This window comes from Pseudomonas sp. MWU12-2029 (assembly GCF_023242425.1).
Lineage (GTDB): Bacteria > Pseudomonadota > Gammaproteobacteria > Pseudomonadales > Pseudomonadaceae > Aquipseudomonas > Aquipseudomonas kribbensis.
In genome coordinates, this window is the sequence record NZ_JALJDY010000004.1 from 287,915 (window position 1) to 304,633 (window position 16,719).

A 16,719-nucleotide genomic window follows, 5' to 3' on the forward strand; every position below is an offset into this window, starting at 1 on the left:
GCTATTTCACATCAGGCCCGAGGGGCTCAGAACAGCTTGCGGCCCTTGTTGGCAGCAATCCGCATGCGCAGCGCATTGAGCTTGATGAAGCCCGCCGCGTCGGCCTGGTTGTAAGCGCCGCCGTCTTCTTCGAAGGTCGCGATGTTGGCGTCGAACAGCGAGTCGTCGGATTTGCGGCCGGTCACGATCACGTTGCCCTTGTACAGTTTCAGGCGCACGACGCCGTTCACGTTGACCTGGGAGGCGTCGATCATCTGTTGCAGCATCAGACGCTCAGGGCTCCACCAGTAGCCGGTGTAGATCAGGCTGGCGTACTTCGGCATCAACTCGTCTTTCAGGTGAGCGACTTCGCGGTCCAGGGTGATCGATTCAATGGCGCGGTGAGCACGCAGCATGATGGTGCCGCCCGGGGTTTCGTAGCAGCCACGGGACTTCATGCCGACGTAACGGTTTTCAACGATGTCGAGACGGCCGATACCGTGTTGACCACCGATCTTGTTCAGGGTCGCCAGTACGGTGGCCGGGGTCATTTCGACGCCGTCCAGCGCGACGATGTCGCCGTTGCGGTAGGTCAGTTCCAGGTATTGCGGGGTGTCGGGAGCCTTCTCCGGGGAGACGGTCCAGCGCCACATGTCTTCTTCGTGCTCGGTCCAGGTGTCTTCCAGCACGCCGCCTTCATAGGAAATGTGCAGCAGGTTGGCGTCCATCGAGTACGGGGATTTCTTCTTGCCGTGACGCTCGATCGGGATCGCGTGCTTCTCGGCATAATCCATCAGCTTCTCGCGGGACAGCAGGTCCCACTCGCGCCAAGGGGCGATCACTTTTACGCCTGGCTTGAGCGCGTAGGCACCCAGTTCGAAACGTACCTGATCGTTGCCCTTGCCGGTCGCGCCGTGGGAAATGGCGTCGGCGCCGGTTTCGTTGGCGATTTCGATCAGACGCTTGGCGATCAGCGGACGCGCGATGGAAGTACCCAGCAGGTACTCGCCTTCGTAAACGGTGTTGGCGCGGAACATCGGGAACACGAAGTCACGCACGAATTCTTCGCGCAGGTCGTCGATGTAGATTTCTTTGACGCCCATGGCCTGCGCCTTGGCGCGAGCCGGCTCGACCTCTTCGCCCTGACCCAGGTCAGCGGTGAAGGTCACGACTTCACAGTTATAAGTATCCTGCAGCCACTTGAGGATCACCGAAGTGTCCAGGCCGCCGGAATACGCCAGAACGACCTTGTTTACGTCCGCCATGCCATCACTCCACGGGGTTCTACGGAAAGCCGAGGAGTCTACCGCTCAAACGCGATAATTTACAGAGGCGCGACAGCTTAAGACGACAAAGCGACAGAATCTGTCGAGAGCGCGACGATGACCGACAGGTCAGGAAGTCGCCGCGGCGTTGGCAGGCGTACTGGCTTGAGGTGCTGGAGCGGCAACCGGTGCCACCCGGGCCAGCTTCACGCTGACCCGCCGGTTTTTCGCCCGGTTGGCGGCGTTGGTGTTCGGTACCAGCGGGTATTGCTCGCCGTGGAAACGCACGGTGATCTGCGATTCGGCGATGCCGTTGGCCTTGAAGAAATCGACCACCGCCAGCGCACGACGGCGCGACAGCTCACGATTGGTCAGGCGATTGCCGCTGTTGTCAGAATAGCCATCGAGCTCAATGTGATTGACCGTCGGATCGGCCTTCATGAACTCGAGCATCACTTGCAGTTTGGCTTTCGCGGCGGCGTCCAGATCGGTGCCTTCGCCCGGAAAGCCGACCTGCGAGTTTTTGACCTGATCGAAATTCTGCGGGAGCAGTTTCGCCACGCAGGTCTGATAGTCATTGAACGCCTTGCTGAATTTGACCGGCAGCAGGCGCACTTCGGAGACCCGCCCATCGCCGGAGGCACGTCGCACCACCGGGCTGCGACCTTCCAGCAAACCACTGATCAACCCGCCGGCCTGCGATTGCGAACTGTTGAACAGCACGTTGCCGGTGCCGATCCTGACGCTGCCCAGGTTGATGTCATTGCGTCCCGGCTGCCAGGGCGCTGCCGCCGCCAGCAAGGTTGCCGAACCACCGCCCAGCATCGCGTTGTAGGCATTCAGGCGAAAGATCGCCTGCTCGCCGGCCTTGCGCACGAACTGGCCCGAGCCGAAATCGGTGATCGGCTGCGTCAGGCGGCATTCGAACTTGTCGCCTTCGACCGTCCACTCAATGTTCTCCAGACGGGTCTGGTAGGTCAGTGCCATCGCGGGAAGACTGGCAAACACACTGAGCAAGGCTAAATAACGCTGGCGCACGGGAGGCTCCATTGGCTTCTACAACAAAAAAGACCGATACATACATGTTTACGGCATACCTATGGGATATCGGACGCTCGTCGCAAAACTTGATAGCGAGTGCCTGCAAGAGTCTTTTCCGGTAGCATTCGCCTCAGTTTGACCCGCCTGGAATCCCCTCATGTCCGACCGCCTGACCCTGCTGCGTCCCGACGACTGGCACATTCATCTTCGCGATGGTGCCGTGTTGACCAATACCGTTGCAGATGTTGCGCGCACCTTTGGTCGCGCCATCATCATGCCTAACCTGGTACCTCCGGTGCGCAACGCCGCTGAAGCCGACGGCTATCGCCAGCGGATTCTCGCTGCCCGCCCGGCCGGCAGTCGTTTCGAGCCGTTGATGGTGCTGTACCTCACCGACCGTACCCAGCCCGAAGAAATTCGTGAAGCCAAGGCCAGCGGTTTTGTCCACGCGGCCAAGTTGTACCCGGCCGGCGCCACCACCAACTCCGATTCCGGGGTCACCAGCATCGACAAGATCTTCCCGGCGCTGGAAGCCATGGCCGAAGTCGGCATGCCGCTGTTGATCCACGGTGAAGTCACCCGTGGCGACGTCGACGTGTTCGACCGCGAAAAAATCTTCATCGACGAGCACATGCGCCGCGTGGTCGAGCGTTTCCCGACGCTCAAGGTCGTGTTCGAACACATCACCACCGGCGATGCCGTGCAGTTCGTCAACGAGGCTTCGGCCAACGTCGGCGCGACCATCACCGCGCATCACCTGCTGTACAACCGCAACCACATGCTGGTGGGCGGGATCCGGCCGCACTTCTATTGCCTGCCGATCCTCAAGCGTAATACGCATCAGGAAGCTCTGCTCGACGCGGCCACCAGTGGCAGCGCGAAGTTCTTCCTCGGCACCGACTCGGCGCCGCACGCCCAGCACGCCAAGGAAGCCGCCTGCGGCTGTGCCGGCTGCTACACCGCGTACGCCGCCATCGAGCTGTATGCCGAAGCCTTCGAGCAGCGCAATGCGCTGGACAAGCTCGAAGCCTTCGCCAGCCTCAATGGCCCGCGCTTCTACGGTCTGCCGGCCAACACCGACCGTATCACCCTGGTTCGTGAAGAATGGACCGCCCCGACCAGCCTGCCCTTCGGCGAGCTGAACGTTATCCCGCTGCGCGCCGGTGAAAAACTGCGCTGGCGCCTGCTGGAGGAACACGCGTGAGTGAAGACCATTTCGACGACGAACTGGACGGTCAAGGTGGCGGCGGTTCGCGCCATCCGATGGCAGCACGCTTTCGCGGCTACCTGCCGGTTGTCGTCGACGTAGAAACCGGAGGCTTCAACTCGGCCACCGACGCTCTGCTGGAGATTGCCGCGACCACCATCGCCATGGATGAAAAGGGTTTCGTCTACCCGGATCACACCTACTTCTTCCGTGTCGAGCCGTTCGAAGGCGCCAACATCGAAGCGGCGGCGCTGGAGTTCACCGGAATCAAGCTCGATCACCCGTTGCGCATGGCGGTCAGCGAAGAGACGGCCCTGACCGATATCTTCCGAGGCGTGCGCAAGGCCTTGAAGGCCAACGGTTGCAAGCGGGCGATCCTGGTCGGCCACAACAGCAGCTTCGACCTGGGCTTCCTCAACGCTGCCGTCGCGCGGCTGGACATGAAGCGCAATCCGTTCCACCCGTTCTCCAGCTTCGACACCGCGACCCTCGCGGGTCTGGCGTACGGTCAGACCGTACTGGCCAAGGCCTGTCAGGCAGCCGACATCGATTTCGATGGCCGTGAAGCGCACTCCGCGCGTTACGACACCGAAAAGACTGCCGAGCTGTTCTGCGGCATCGTCAACCGCTGGAAGCAGATGGGCGGCTGGGAAGACTTCGACGACTGATGGTCGTCGGGTTAAACCCCACGCATGAAAAAACCGGCTCAAGAGCCGGTTTTTTTGTACCTCGACGTTGCGCCTTACAGGGCAGCAGCGTTCTCGGTCAGGTAAGCCGCAACGCCTTCCGGCGAAGCGTTCATGCCTTTGTCGCCTTTTTTCCAGTTGGCAGGGCAGACTTCGCCGTGCTCTTCGTGGAATTGCAGAGCGTCGACCAGACGGATCAGCTCTTCCATGTTACGGCCCAGTGGCAGGTCGTTGATGATCTGCGAGCGGACAACGCCCTTGTCGTCGATCAGGAACGCGCCACGGAAAGCCACGCCGCCTTCGGATTCAACGTCGTAGGCCTTGGCGATTTCGTGCTTCATGTCGGCAGCCATGGTGTATTTCACCTGGCCGATGCCGCCATTGTTGACCGGGGTGTTGCGCCAGGCGTTGTGGGTGAAGTGCGAGTCGATCGACACAGCGACCACTTCTACGTTGCGCGCCTTGAAGTCAGCCATGCGGTTGTCCAGAGCGATCAGCTCGGACGGGCAGACGAAGGTGAAGTCCAGCGGGTAGAAGAACACCAGGCCGTATTTGCCTTTGATGGCCGAGGACAGGGTGAAGCTGTCAACGATCTCGCCATTGCCGAGTACGGCCGGGACGGTGAAGTCAGGGGCTTGTTTGCCTACGAGTACGCTCATTGATATCTCCTGGTGTAGAAACTTGAAGTTCAGGGTCCGCGCCAGCCTGTCACCCTCAGGCGACAGCCCTGTGACACGAACCCCCTTCGCAAGGGCCGACCATCATACACTGCGTTTTTCGACTGTCCTCAAAGGTTTTTCGCGAAATCCCGGCTGGCATTCAGCCATTCACCACCGTTCGTCAGTCACAGCCGTTGGCGATGAAAACCGTTGGGAAAGCACTTTGACAATCATTCTCGTTAACATTAAGATCCATCGCAATTGAGCCACAACCAGCGACGGTTCTCACTTATGTATGTTTGCCTCTGCACTGGCGTCACCGACGGACAGATCCGCGAAGCGATCTATGAAGGTTGCTGCAGCTATAAAGAAGTCCGTCAGGCCACCGGCGTAGCCAGCCAATGCGGCAAATGTGCCTGCCTCGCGAAGGAAGTGGTACGCGAAACCCTGACCAAGCTGCAAACCGCCCAGGCCGCGATCCCCTACCCTGTAGAATTTACTGCAGCGTAATTGCACCCAATTCGAAGAACCGGACTAATGTCCGGTTTTTTTTATGCCTGCAAATCAATTGCTTAGCGACTAGACGCGGAACACAAACATTCTTATTCCGATTAATTTTCATATATTATTCAATAACTTAGGTTTGACACTTATAAATACCAAGCTCAAACTCTGCCGTATATACCGCTACTTAGGGCAGGACTCCCATCATGAAAGGCGACGTAACAGTCATCCAGCATCTCAACAAGATCCTTGCCAATGAGCTGGTCGCGATCAATCAGTACTTCCTGCATGCGCGCATGTATGAAGATTGGGGCCTGAACAAGCTGGGCAAGCACGAGTACCACGAATCCATCGACGAGATGAAGCACGCGGACAAGCTGATCAAGCGCATCCTGTTCCTCGAAGGCCTGCCGAACGTGCAGGACCTGGGCAAGCTGCACATCGGCGAGCACACCAAGGAAATGCTGGAGTGCGATCTGCGCATCGAGAAGACCGGCCACGCCGATCTGAAGGCCGCCATCGCTCACTGCGAATCCGTTGGCGACTTCGGCAGCCGCGAACTGCTTGAAGACATTCTCGAATCCGAAGAAGAACACATCGACTGGCTGGAAACCCAACTGGGCCTGATCGATAAAGTCGGTCTCGAGAACTATCTGCAATCGCAGATGGGTGACGACGAGTAATCAGCAAGCGCTGAACTCGAGACATTAAAAAGCCCCGCCCTCTTTCGAGAGGCGGGGCTTTTTATTGCCCGGACTTCAGACTCGCCGAAATCCGGGCTGAAACCGGTCAGGCTTCGGACTTGGCCGCAGCAGCCTTGGCGGATGCTTCCTTGACCAGAGTCTGCAGTTCACCGTTGGCGAACATTTCAGCCATGATGTCGCTGCCGCCGACCAGTTCACCGGCTACCCACAGCTGCGGGAAAGTCGGCCAGTTGGCGTACTTCGGCAGGTTGGCACGGATTTCCGGGTTCTGCAGGATGTCGACGTAGGCGAACTTCTCGCCACAGCCCATCACAGCCTGCGCAGCTTTCGCGGAGAAGCCACACTGCGGGGCATTCGGCGAGCCTTTCATGTAAAGCAGAATGGTGTTGTTGGCAATCTGCTCTTTAATCGTTTCGATGATATCCATGGAGCACCTCGGCTGAACTTTCCGACTCATGGGTCGGCACGGTGGCGCATTGTAACGGAATCCCGAGCGCGCTGCTCGGTCTCCCCGACAGACATGCTCAAGCCGCCGCCACCGTCACCGGCACGCCGTTGAGCGCCGCATTGCCCGACAACTCGTCGAGCTGGCATTCATCGGTCAGATCGTTGGCGCTGGAGCCCGGCTGGCCGCTGGCAATCGCCATCTGCACACCCGGTCGGGCATGGCCCCAGCCGTGGGGCAGGCTGACCACGCCCGGCATCATGTCCGCACTGCCGAGCACCTCGACCTCGATCTGCCCGACCCGTGAGCTTACGCGCACAAGCTGGCCATCAGTGAGCCCGCGACTGGCAAGATCCTCCGGGTTCATCAGCAACTGATGACGCGGCTTGCCCTTCACCAGTCGATGATAGTTGTGCATCCAAGAGTTATTGCTGCGCACGTGACGACGACCAATCATCAACAGTTCACCGGCAGCCGGCGCCTGCAAGGCAGAGAACCGCGCCAGGTCGGCGAGAATCTCCGGCGGCGCTGCCTGAACGCGTTGATTGGCAGTCTTCAATCGCGATGCCAGGTTGGGTTTCAGAGCCCCCAGATCAACGCCGTGCGGATGATCGAACAGCGTCGCCAGCGACAACTTGTGCTCGGAGGCGTCGCCATACAGGCCCATGCGCAGGCCCATATCGATCATCTTCGCCGGCGGCATGGTCGGCTTCAGTTCCTTGTCGGTCTTCGCCGCAAAAGCCTTGGCCAGGCCGACGAAGATTTCCCAGTCATGCAACGCGCCCTCGGGTTTGGCGAGGATCGCCCGGTTGAAACGGGTGACGTTGCGCACCGCGAACAGGTTGAACGTGGTGTCGTAGTGATCGTTCTCCAGCGCCGAGGTGGACGGCAGGATCAGGTCCGCGTAGCGCGTGGTTTCGTTGATGTACAGGTCGACGCTGACCATGAACTCCAGCCCGTCCAGCGCCTGCTCCAGTTGCCGGCCATTGGGCGTGGACAGAACCGGGTTGCCAGCGACGGTGATCAATGCGCGAATCTGGCCCTCGCCTTCGGTGAGCATCTCTTCGGCCAGCGCCGAGACCGGCAGCTCACCACCGTACTCCGGGCGACCCGAGACACGGCTTTGCCATTTGTTGAAATGCCCGCCCGAGGTGGACGCCACCAGATCCACCGCCGGCTCGGTGCACAGAGCGCCGCCCACCCGGTCGAGATTGCCGGTCACCAGGTTGATCAGTTGCACGACCCAATGGCACAGCGTGCCGAAGGACTGGGTAGAAACGCCCATCCGGCCGTAGCAGACGGCGCTTGGTGCAGCGGCGAAGTCCCGGGCCAGTTGGCGGATCTGTTCGGCGGGAACGGCACACAACGGGCTCATGGCTTCGGCCGTGAACGCCGCCACCGCTGCGCGCACGTCGTCGAGACCGTCCACCGGCAGATGGCTGTCCGACGTCAGTCCTTCGCTGAACAGCGTATTGAGCACGCCAAACAGCAACGCCGCATCGCCACCCGGACGCACGAACAGATGCTGATCGGCCATCGCCGCCGTTTCGCTGCGCCGCGGATCGACCACCACCACTTTGCCGCCCCGGGCCTGAATCGCCTTCAGACGCTTTTCCACATCCGGCACGGTCATGATGCTGCCGTTGGACGCCAGCGGGTTGCCGCCCAGGATCAGCATGAAGTCGGTGTGATCGATGTCCGGGATCGGCAGCAGCAAACCGTGGCCGTACATCAAATAGCTGGTCAGGTGATGGGGCAGTTGGTCGACAGAAGTGGCCGAGTAACGATTGCGGGTTTTCAGCAGGCCCAGAAAGTAATTGCTGTGGGTCATCAACCCGTAGTTGTGCACGCTCGGATTGCCCTGATACACGGCAACCGCGTTCTGCCCATGACGCGCCTGGATGGCCGAGAGCTTCTCAGCCACCAGCTCAAAAGCCTCTTCCCACCCGATCGGTAACCATTCACTGCCGACCCGACGTATGGGTTGGCGCAGGCGATCCGGATCGCTCTGGATATCTTGCAGCGCCACAGCCTTGGGGCAGATGTGCCCGCGACTGAAGGTATCCAGTGCGTCACCCTTGATCGAGGTGATCTGCACATGGCCGTCGGTTTCAGTGGTTTCGATGCTCAGGCCACAAATGGCTTCGCACAGGTGGCACGCACGGTGATGGAGAGTCTTGGTCATGGCCAGTCTCTGTCTTGTTCTGGGCAGGCAATAACGCCTGCGGGAACAAAACTATGGCGCGTGGCCGGGCGTGGCGCCAGCGACGTTCGTCTTGTGAATCGACGACTATCAGGCGAGCCGATAGCCCTTCATCGCGATCAACTGGAGGGCAACTGGGGTGGCGCCGCCAGCTGGATTTCCTGAATGGTTTCGATCTGCTCGTGGGCGACGTGCACGCCGGTGAGTTCGCCGATCAGTCGCCAATGCTCGTCGAGCCCGGTGCTGATGGTCGCCATGCGATCGATCATGTGGCGGCCGGCGGTCTTGACCACTTCGTCTTCACTGCGCAGCAGCTCGAAGGACAGGGAGGTGACCGATGCGGTCAGATGAGTCAGTGAGCGTGCCGTGTGGCCCAGCAATTCCATTAACAGTTTTTCTTTCGATTCCATGCGGAGGCTTCCTGCGTCGCTCGTGAGTTATTTATAACCCAGCACTTTGCTTTAGCAAATGTTTCAGGTCTGACATCCGACCGGCGCTTCCATGGCCGACCGGTCGCAAACCGACCAGGTCTGCTCCATCCCCGCCCCGCCTGATTGCCAAGCCCTGCGGCGCCAGTGTACAAAGGTCGGGAAATCCGGCTTCAAACAAGCGCTTCGTGTGACCTCGTCACCCCCGCAAAATCCGCAAAAATCGTAGCCTATTGGAAAAACGCGACATTTAGTGTCAATATCGCGCCTCCCCCTATTTCGTCGCCCCGTGCGGCTTACGCCGCAGGTCTCGCCCGTTGTTCCGATAAACAAGGCTTTGAGCATCTGCGGTTTGTAGCAAAAAGGTAGTCAATGATGAGCGCAAGGCACTTTCTCTCCCTGATGGATTGCACGCCCGAAGAGCTGGTCAGCGTGATCCGTCGAGGCGTTGAGCTCAAGGACCTGCGTAACCGCGGCGTACTGTTCGAGCCTCTGAAAAACCGCGTCCTGGGGATGATCTTCGAGAAATCCTCGACCCGTACCCGGATCTCCTTCGAGGCCGGCATGATCCAGCTCGGTGGCCAGGCGATCTTCCTTTCGCCGCGCGACACCCAGCTGGGCCGTGGCGAGCCCATCGGCGACTGCGCCATCGTCATGTCGAGCATGCTCGATGCGGTGATGATCCGTACCTTTGCCCACAGCACCCTGACCGAATTCGCCGCCAACTCCCGCGTGCCGGTGATCAACGGCCTGTCCGATGACTTGCACCCGTGCCAGTTGCTGGCCGACATGCAGACGTTCCTCGAACACCGTGGCTCGATCCAGGGCAAGACCGTGGCGTGGATCGGCGACGGCAACAACATGTGCAACAGCTATATAGAAGCGGCGATCCAGTTCGACTTCCAGTTGCGTGTGGCCTGCCCGGAAGGCTACGAGCCGAATCCCGAGTTCGTGGCCAGGGCCGGTGATCGCGTAACCATCGTCCGCGACCCGAAGGACGCCGTGCGCGGCGCGCATCTGGTGAGCACCGACGTCTGGACCTCCATGGGCCAGGAGGAGGAAACCGCCAAGCGTCTGCAGCTGTTCGCGCCGTTCCAGGTCAATCGCGCCCTGCTCGACCTGGCCGCCGAGGACGTGTTATTCATGCACTGCCTGCCCGCCCATCGCGGGGAGGAAATCAGCCTCGATCTGCTCGATGACCCGCGCTCCGTCGCCTGGGATCAGGCAGAAAACCGTCTCCACGCACAGAAGGCCCTGCTCGAGTTCCTCGTCGAACCGGCATATCACCACGCATGAGTCATGAATTACTGCTGAACCTGCGCAACCTCGCTTGCGGCTATCAAGATCAACGTGTGGTGCAGAACCTCAATCTGCACCTCAACGCCGGTGACATCGGTTGCCTGCTCGGCTCCTCGGGCTGCGGCAAGACCACCACCCTGCGCGCCATCGCCGGTTTCGAACCGGTCCACGAAGGGGAAATCCAGCTCGGCGGTGAAATCATCTCCAGCGCCGGTTTCACCCTCGCCCCGGAAAAACGCCGGATCGGCATGGTGTTCCAGGACTACGCGCTGTTCCCGCACCTGAGCGTCACGGACAACATCGCCTTCGGCATTCGCAAGCACCCGAACAAGGAGCGCGTCGTCGAAGAGTTGCTGGAACTGGTCAACCTGAAAAACCTCGGCAAGCGCTTTCCGCACGAGTTGTCCGGCGGCCAGCAGCAACGTGTCGCCCTCGCCCGCGCCTTGGCGCCGGAGCCGCAACTGCTGCTGCTCGACGAGCCGTTCTCCAACCTCGATGGCGAACTGCGCCGCAAGCTCAGCCATGAGGTGCGCGACATTCTCAAGGCCCGTGGCACCAGTGCGATTCTGGTGACTCACGATCAGGAAGAAGCCTTCGCCGTCAGCGATCACGTCGGCGTGTTCAAGGAAGGCCGGCTGGAGCAGTGGGATACGCCGTACAACCTCTACCACGAACCGGCAACGCCGTTTGTGGCCAGTTTCATCGGTCAGGGCTACTTCATTCGCGGCCAGCTCGGCAGCCCGGAGTCGGTGCACACCGAACTCGGCGAACTGCGTGGCAATCGCGCCTACACCTGGCCGACCGGCGGCGCGGTGGATGTGCTGCTGCGTCCGGATGACATTGTTTATGCACCGGACAGCGGCTTGAAAGCACGGATCGTCGGCAAGACATTCCTCGGCGCCTCGACTCTGTATCGCCTGCAGCTGCCGACCGGAGCGCAACTGGAATCGATCTTCCCGAGCCATGCTGACCATCAGGTTGGTGCGGATGTCGGGATTCGCGTGGCGGCGGAACATCTGGTGCTGTTCCAGGCGTCCGGCAGCACTGCTGCGCAGATTCCGGCCGTGGAAAACGGTGTTCGCCGGTATAGCACTGCCCACTGACCCGCATAAAGAAGAGGGAGCCTGATGGCTCCCTTTTTTTGGCTTCACCCCAGCATCAAGGTGCCGCTCGCAACGAGCGTCGCATTCCCGCCAATCTTCACCCGCTCGCCTTCCAGCCGACAGAACAACTCCCCGCCTCGCGCCGAACGTTGGCAAGCGGTCAGGCTCGACTTGCCCAGACGTTTTGACCAGTACGGAATCAGGCTGCAATGAGTCGACCCCGTGACCGGGTCTTCATTGATGCCGATGGCCGGAGCGAAATAGCGCGAGACAAAATCATGCTGATTGCCCCGGGCCGTGACGATGGCGCCGAGCCAAGGAAGCTTGGCCAGGGCGACCATGTCCGGCGTGCAATCGAGCACCGCCTGCTCGGACTCCAGCACCACGAACAGCTCGTTGGAACTCAGAACATCCACCGCCTGGACATTCAACGCCCGCTCGATCTCCACGGTGACGCCTTTCTCCACCGCTTCAATAGCCGGGAAATCCAGCCACAGCCGGCCACCTTCACGGCTGACACTCAACGGCCCGGACTTGCAGGTGAAGTCCAGACGCTCGGCGCTTTCCTTATAGATCTCGAACAGCACATAGGCACTGGCTAGCGTCGCGTGACCGCACAACGGCACTTCGGTGGTCGGCGTGAACCAGCGAATATGCCAGGCCTGGCCTTCGCGCACCAGAAATGCGGTTTCCGCCAGGTTGTGCTCGGCGGCGATCTTCTGCATCAAGTCGTCCGCGAGCCAGGCGTCGAGCCGATAAACCATCGCCGGGTTGCCACTGAAGGGCCGATCGCTGAATGCGTCGACCTGATGAAACTCGAGCTGCATAACCTTCTCCCTGTGTCAGTCGAAAGAGCATGCCGCTACGGCTTGTTCATCGCCAGTGACAGAACCGGTCAATTTTTCTCATACAGAACTCAGGCTCGACCAATGTCGGCGAACTTCGCCTGGGTGTGCTCGGCGAGGACGGCGGGCGCCAGTTCGACCTCCAGGCCACGTCGACCGGCACTGACATAAATGGTCGCAAAACCTTGGGCGGAATTATCAATAAAGGTGCGCAGGCGTTTTTTCTGCCCCAGCGGGCTGATGCCACCCAACAGGTAACCGGTGGAACGTTGGGCAGCGGCCGGGTCGGCCATTTCCACTTTTTTCACTCCAGCGGCGTGGGCGAGTCCCTTGAGGTCGAGGCTTCCGACGACCGGCACCACCGCGACCAGCAATTCACCTTTTTCACTGGCCGCCAGCAGCGTCTTGAATACCTGCGCCGGTTCCAGCCCCAGTTTTTCCGCGGCCTCCAGCCCATAGGACGCCGCCTTGGGGTCATGTTCGTAACTGTGCACGCGATGTTCGGCACGAACTTTTTTCAACAAGTCCAACGCAGGGGTCATGGCAGCTCCGGGCTCGGCAGTGACAAAAAATCCTGCGCCGGATTCTAGGCCATCGCCACGCAAAAGGCTCTACTGCACGCCACGTTTCCCGGGGCTTGCAGGCTGACAGCGGGATTGCCCGGGGAGTACCCCGCAGAATCATTCACCTGGCTGATAGTTTATTTGTGACCGATGGTTCACTTTCGACCTTTGACAGCTTTGTTTCTTGTCTATATTTTTTCGAATCTGAATAATGTAAGAATTATCGTCACCGCAGCACCCAGCAGTAAACCGGGAACAGGATGGGGATCCTGCCCCGGCGAAAATCGCGCCTTGCCCTGTCGGCAAACGCGCCAGACAACAACAAAAACCGAGGTTTTCAATGACAACTGCGTTACAGCAACCATCGCTCTCGAGCCAGTGCCTGGCCGAGTTTCTGGGTACTGCACTTCTGATCTTTTTCGGTACGGGCTGCGTCGCTGCGCTCAAGGTCGCGGGCGCAAGCTTCGGTCTGTGGGAAATCAGCATCATCTGGGGTGTCGGCGTGAGCATGGCGATCTACCTCACCGCCGGGGTTTCCGGTGCGCACCTGAACCCTGCCGTCAGTATCGCCCTGAGCATTTTCGCCGACTTCGAAAAGCGCAAACTGCCGTTCTTCATCCTTTCCCAGGTTGCCGGCGCCTTCTGCGGCGCGCTGTTGGTTTACACGCTGTACAGCAACCTGTTCTTCGATTTCGAACAAACTCACCATATGGTTCGTGGCTCGGCCGCCAGCCTGGAACTGGCCTCGGTGTTCTCCACCTTCCCGAACCCTGCGCTGTCGACTGCCCAGGCGTTCCTGGTCGAGGTGATCATCACCGCGATCCTGATGGGCGTGATCATGTCCCTGACCGACGACAACAACGGCCTGCCGAAAGGCCCGCTGGCGCCGTTACTGATCGGTCTGCTGATTGCCGTGATCGGCAGTTCGATGGGCCCGCTGACCGGTTTCGCGATGAACCCGGCCCGTGACTTCGGTCCGAAACTGATGACTTTCTTCGCAGGCTGGGGTGAAATTTCCTTCACCGGCGCCCGTGAAATCCCGTACTTCCTGATTCCGATTTTTGCACCGATTGTCGGTGCCTGCCTCGGCGCTGCCGGGTATCGCGGGCTGATTGCCCGTCACCTGACCGGCGCCACACCTGCTACAAAGGACGCAGAACCGGCCATTGACGGCAAACCAAGAACTTCTTGAAACAGTCGGCGCGGGTTCCTGCCCATTTCGAGCCCGCGCCACGGCCCACTCACCCTTATTTCGTCCAAGGCAATCGACATGACCGACATTCAGAATAAGAACTACATCATTGCCCTCGATCAGGGTACGACCAGCTCCCGCGCGATCATTTTCGACCGCGATGCGAACGTGGTCTGCACCGCGCAGCGCGAATTCGCCCAGCATTACCCGCAAGCCGGCTGGGTCGAACACGACCCGATGGAAATCTTCGCCACCCAGAGCGCGGTGATGGTCGAAGCGCTGGCCCAGGCTGGCCTGCATCACGACCAGGTGGCCGCCATCGGCATCACCAACCAGCGTGAAACCACCGTGGTCTGGGACAAGACCACCGGCCGCCCGGTCTACAACGCGATCGTCTGGCAATGCCGCCGCAGCACCGAGATCTGCCAGCAGCTCAAGCGCGACGGTCATGAAGACTACATCCGTGAGAACACCGGCCTGGTCACCGACCCGTACTTCTCCGGCACCAAACTGAAGTGGATCCTCGACAACGTCGAAGGCAGCCGCGAACGTGCACGCAACGGCGAACTGCTGTTCGGCACCGTCGACAGCTGGCTGATCTGGAAATTCACCGGCGGCAAGGTGCACGTCACCGACTACACCAACGCCTCTCGCACCATGCTCTTCAATATCCACTCGCTGGAGTGGGATTCGAAGATGCTGGAGATCCTCGACATCCCGCGCGAGATGCTGCCGGAAGTCAAAGCCTCCTCGGAAATCTACGGTCGCACCAAGAGCGGCATCGCCATCGGCGGTATCGCCGGTGACCAGCAGGCTGCACTGTTCGGCCAGATGTGCGTCGAGCCGGGCCAGGCGAAAAACACCTATGGCACCGGCTGCTTCCTGCTGATGAACACCGGCGACAAAGCGGTGAAATCCCAGCACGGCATGCTCACCACCATCGCCTGCGGCCCCCGCGGCGAAGTGGCTTACGCGCTGGAAGGTGCTGTGTTCAACGGCGGTTCGACCGTGCAATGGCTGCGCGATGAACTGAAAATCATCAACGACGCCCACGACACCGAATACTTCGCCAATAAAGTGAAGGACAGCAACGGCGTCTATCTGGTGCCAGCCTTCACCGGTCTTGGCGCTCCGTACTGGGACCCGTATGCCCGTGGCGCGCTGTTCGGCCTGACTCGCGGCGTACGTGTGGATCACATCATCCGCGCCGCGCTGGAATCGATCGCCTACCAGACCCGCGACGTGCTCGACGCCATGCAACAGGACTCCGGCGAACGCCTGAAAGCCCTGCGCGTGGACGGCGGTGCGGTAGCGAACAACTTCCTCATGCAGTTCCAGGCCGACATCCTCGGCACTCAGGTCGAGCGCCCGCAAATGCGCGAAACCACTGCACTGGGCGCAGCTTATCTGGCCGGTCTGGCGTGCGGTTTCTGGGGCAGCCTGGAAGAACTGCGCGGCAAGGCCGTGATTGAGCGCGAGTTCGAACCGAGCCTGGACGAAGCGGCAAAAGAGAAGCTGTATAAAGGCTGGAAAAAAGCCGTCAGCCGTACCCGTGACTGGGAACGTGAGGACGCTGAATAAGCCAGTCTGAGGACTGGTAACGGCATGTAACTGGTCGGGAGCGGATTCCTGCGGCATCATGGGCAAATTTTGCACGGCAGCCCAAAGGAAGCCCCATGAATCTGCCTCCCCGTCAGCAGCAAATCCTCGAGCTGGTCCGCGAACGCGGCTATGTGAGCATCGAGGAAATGGCCACGCTGTTCGTTGTTACCCCTCAAACCATCCGCCGCGATATCAATCAACTGGCGGAAGCCAATCTGCTGCGTCGCTACCACGGCGGCGCCGCCTATGATTCCAGCGTCGAAAACACTGCCTATGCGATGCGCGCCGACCAGATGCGCGACGAAAAACAACGCATCGGCGAAGCCATCGCCGCACAGATTCCCGATCACGCCTCGCTGTTCATCAACATCGGCACCACCACCGAATCCATCGCCCGCGCCCTGCTCAACCACAGTCATCTGAAAATCATCACCAACAACCTGCACGTCGCTTCGATGCTCAGCGCCAAGGATGATTTCGATGTGCTGCTGACTGGCGGCAATGTCCGTCGCGACGGTGGCGTAGTCGGTCAGGCGAGCGTGGACTTCATCAACCAGTTCAAGGTCGACTTTGCGCTGGTGGGCATCAGCGGCATCGACGAAGACGGCAGCCTGCTCGATTTCGATTACCAGGAAGTGCGGGTGTCCCAGGCGATCATCGCCAATGCCCGGCAGGTGATCCTGGCGGCGGACTCCAGCAAATTCGGCCGTAACGCGATGATCCGCCTCGGTCCGATCAGCCTGATCGATTGCCTGGTCACCGACCAGCAGCCGGTGCCGGCCCTGGCGCAACTGCTGAGCCAGAACAAGATTCGTCTGGAAGTCGTTTAACTCCTCCTCCCGCATAAGGCGCCTGCACCGGCGCCTTATGCGCATCTGATGTTCGAATATTTTCTTTTAGCCGCCCTTCGATGAGTTTTTTCAATCGAAGTCGACTGGCTGCGCGCGTCTTTATGGGCTACCATTTTCGCAAATGAACATTCATGTTCGATTTC

The 16,719-nt window shown here is 60.1% G+C and carries 17 protein-coding genes; 9 read left to right on the forward strand and 8 right to left on the reverse strand.

Annotated features, from left to right (window positions below):
- Positions 1–26: 26 nt before the first annotated feature.
- Together M5B44_RS11770 and M5B44_RS11775 are read right to left on the reverse strand one after the other, a co-directional pair.
- Positions 27–1,244 carry an argininosuccinate synthase gene (locus tag M5B44_RS11770; RefSeq protein WP_007963976.1) on the reverse strand — a complete coding sequence of 406 codons (1,218 nt, stop codon included), beginning with the start codon at positions 1,242–1,244 and terminating at the stop codon, positions 27–29.
- Between the two features lie 129 nt (positions 1,245–1,373).
- Positions 1,374–2,282 carry a flagellar protein MotY gene (locus tag M5B44_RS11775; RefSeq protein WP_248739252.1) on the reverse strand — a complete coding sequence of 303 codons (909 nt, stop codon included), beginning with the start codon at positions 2,280–2,282 and terminating at the stop codon, positions 1,374–1,376.
- A gap of 160 nt (positions 2,283–2,442) precedes the next feature.
- On the opposite strand from M5B44_RS11775, the gene pyrC reads away from it, so the two are divergent.
- Positions 2,443–3,489, forward strand: a complete 1,047-nt coding sequence (gene pyrC / locus M5B44_RS11780) for a dihydroorotase (protein ID WP_047296199.1) — start codon at positions 2,443–2,445, stop codon at positions 3,487–3,489.
- Positions 3,486–4,160, forward strand: coding sequence for a ribonuclease T (rnt, locus tag M5B44_RS11785; protein WP_085709496.1), 675 nt, complete (start codon positions 3,486–3,488; stop codon positions 4,158–4,160). The genes pyrC and rnt overlap by 4 nt, the downstream gene beginning before the upstream one ends.
- A gap of 74 nt (positions 4,161–4,234) precedes the next feature.
- Here the strand turns inward: rnt and M5B44_RS11790 are convergent, their stop codons facing one another.
- A complete protein-coding gene (locus M5B44_RS11790; RefSeq protein WP_007963972.1) occupies positions 4,235–4,837 on the reverse strand; it encodes a peroxiredoxin in 603 nt (200 codons plus the stop codon).
- Positions 4,838–5,128: 291 nt separating this feature from the next.
- Here M5B44_RS11790 and M5B44_RS11795 point away from each other — a divergent pair, with 291 nt between their 5' ends.
- The gene (locus M5B44_RS11795) at positions 5,129–5,347 is read left to right on the forward strand and encodes a bacterioferritin-associated ferredoxin (protein ID WP_003227725.1); all 219 of its coding nucleotides are present in this window, start codon (positions 5,129–5,131) and stop codon (positions 5,345–5,347) included.
- A gap of 200 nt (positions 5,348–5,547) precedes the next feature.
- Positions 5,548–6,024, forward strand: a complete 477-nt coding sequence (gene bfr / locus M5B44_RS11800) for a bacterioferritin (RefSeq protein WP_114885214.1) — start codon at positions 5,548–5,550, stop codon at positions 6,022–6,024.
- 106 nt (positions 6,025–6,130) lie between these two features.
- Here bfr and grxD read toward each other — a convergent pair whose 3' ends face one another.
- The 3 genes from grxD to M5B44_RS11815 form a co-directional block, all read right to left on the reverse strand.
- On the reverse strand, positions 6,131–6,472 hold the full coding sequence (grxD, locus tag M5B44_RS11805) for a Grx4 family monothiol glutaredoxin (protein ID WP_039765841.1): 342 nt from the start codon (positions 6,470–6,472) through the stop codon (positions 6,131–6,133).
- A gap of 97 nt (positions 6,473–6,569) precedes the next feature.
- Positions 6,570–8,675 (reverse strand): molybdopterin oxidoreductase family protein, encoded by a 2,106-nt coding sequence (locus M5B44_RS11810; RefSeq protein WP_248739253.1) that lies wholly within the window; start codon positions 8,673–8,675, stop codon positions 6,570–6,572.
- Between the two features lie 137 nt (positions 8,676–8,812).
- On the reverse strand, positions 8,813–9,103 hold the full coding sequence (locus tag M5B44_RS11815; protein ID WP_085730176.1) for a hypothetical protein: 291 nt from the start codon (positions 9,101–9,103) through the stop codon (positions 8,813–8,815).
- Positions 9,104–9,496: 393 nt separating this feature from the next.
- On the opposite strand from M5B44_RS11815, the gene argF reads away from it, so the two are divergent.
- Both argF and M5B44_RS11825 read left to right on the forward strand, forming a co-directional pair.
- Positions 9,497–10,417: an ornithine carbamoyltransferase gene (gene argF, locus M5B44_RS11820; protein ID WP_085709493.1), complete on the forward strand. Its 921-nt coding sequence runs from the start codon at positions 9,497–9,499 to the stop codon at positions 10,415–10,417.
- Positions 10,414–11,523, forward strand: coding sequence for an ABC transporter ATP-binding protein (locus M5B44_RS11825; protein WP_248739254.1), 1,110 nt, complete (start codon positions 10,414–10,416; stop codon positions 11,521–11,523). Before argF ends, M5B44_RS11825 begins: the two co-directional genes overlap by 4 nt.
- 44 nt (positions 11,524–11,567) lie before the next feature.
- Here the strand turns inward: M5B44_RS11825 and M5B44_RS11830 are convergent, their stop codons facing one another.
- Together M5B44_RS11830 and ybaK are read right to left on the reverse strand one after the other, a co-directional pair.
- On the reverse strand, positions 11,568–12,350 hold the full coding sequence (locus tag M5B44_RS11830) for a PhzF family phenazine biosynthesis protein (protein WP_248739255.1): 783 nt from the start codon (positions 12,348–12,350) through the stop codon (positions 11,568–11,570).
- An 89-nt stretch (positions 12,351–12,439) separates the two neighbouring features.
- Positions 12,440–12,910, reverse strand: a complete 471-nt coding sequence (gene ybaK / locus M5B44_RS11835; protein WP_085709490.1) for a Cys-tRNA(Pro) deacylase — start codon at positions 12,908–12,910, stop codon at positions 12,440–12,442.
- A gap of 361 nt (positions 12,911–13,271) precedes the next feature.
- Between ybaK and M5B44_RS11840 the strand changes: the two genes are divergently transcribed.
- From M5B44_RS11840 to M5B44_RS11850, 3 genes are all read left to right on the forward strand, one after another.
- Positions 13,272–14,123 carry an MIP/aquaporin family protein gene (locus M5B44_RS11840; protein WP_248739256.1) on the forward strand — a complete coding sequence of 284 codons (852 nt, stop codon included), beginning with the start codon at positions 13,272–13,274 and terminating at the stop codon, positions 14,121–14,123.
- Positions 14,124–14,201: 78 nt separating this feature from the next.
- Positions 14,202–15,704 carry a glycerol kinase GlpK gene (glpK, locus tag M5B44_RS11845; RefSeq protein WP_085709488.1) on the forward strand — a complete coding sequence of 501 codons (1,503 nt, stop codon included), beginning with the start codon at positions 14,202–14,204 and terminating at the stop codon, positions 15,702–15,704.
- Positions 15,705–15,799: 95 nt separating this feature from the next.
- Complete coding sequence (locus M5B44_RS11850; protein ID WP_085709487.1) at positions 15,800–16,555, forward strand: DeoR family transcriptional regulator; 756 nt, start codon at positions 15,800–15,802, stop codon at positions 16,553–16,555.
- The last annotated feature ends 164 nt before the right edge of the window (positions 16,556–16,719 follow it).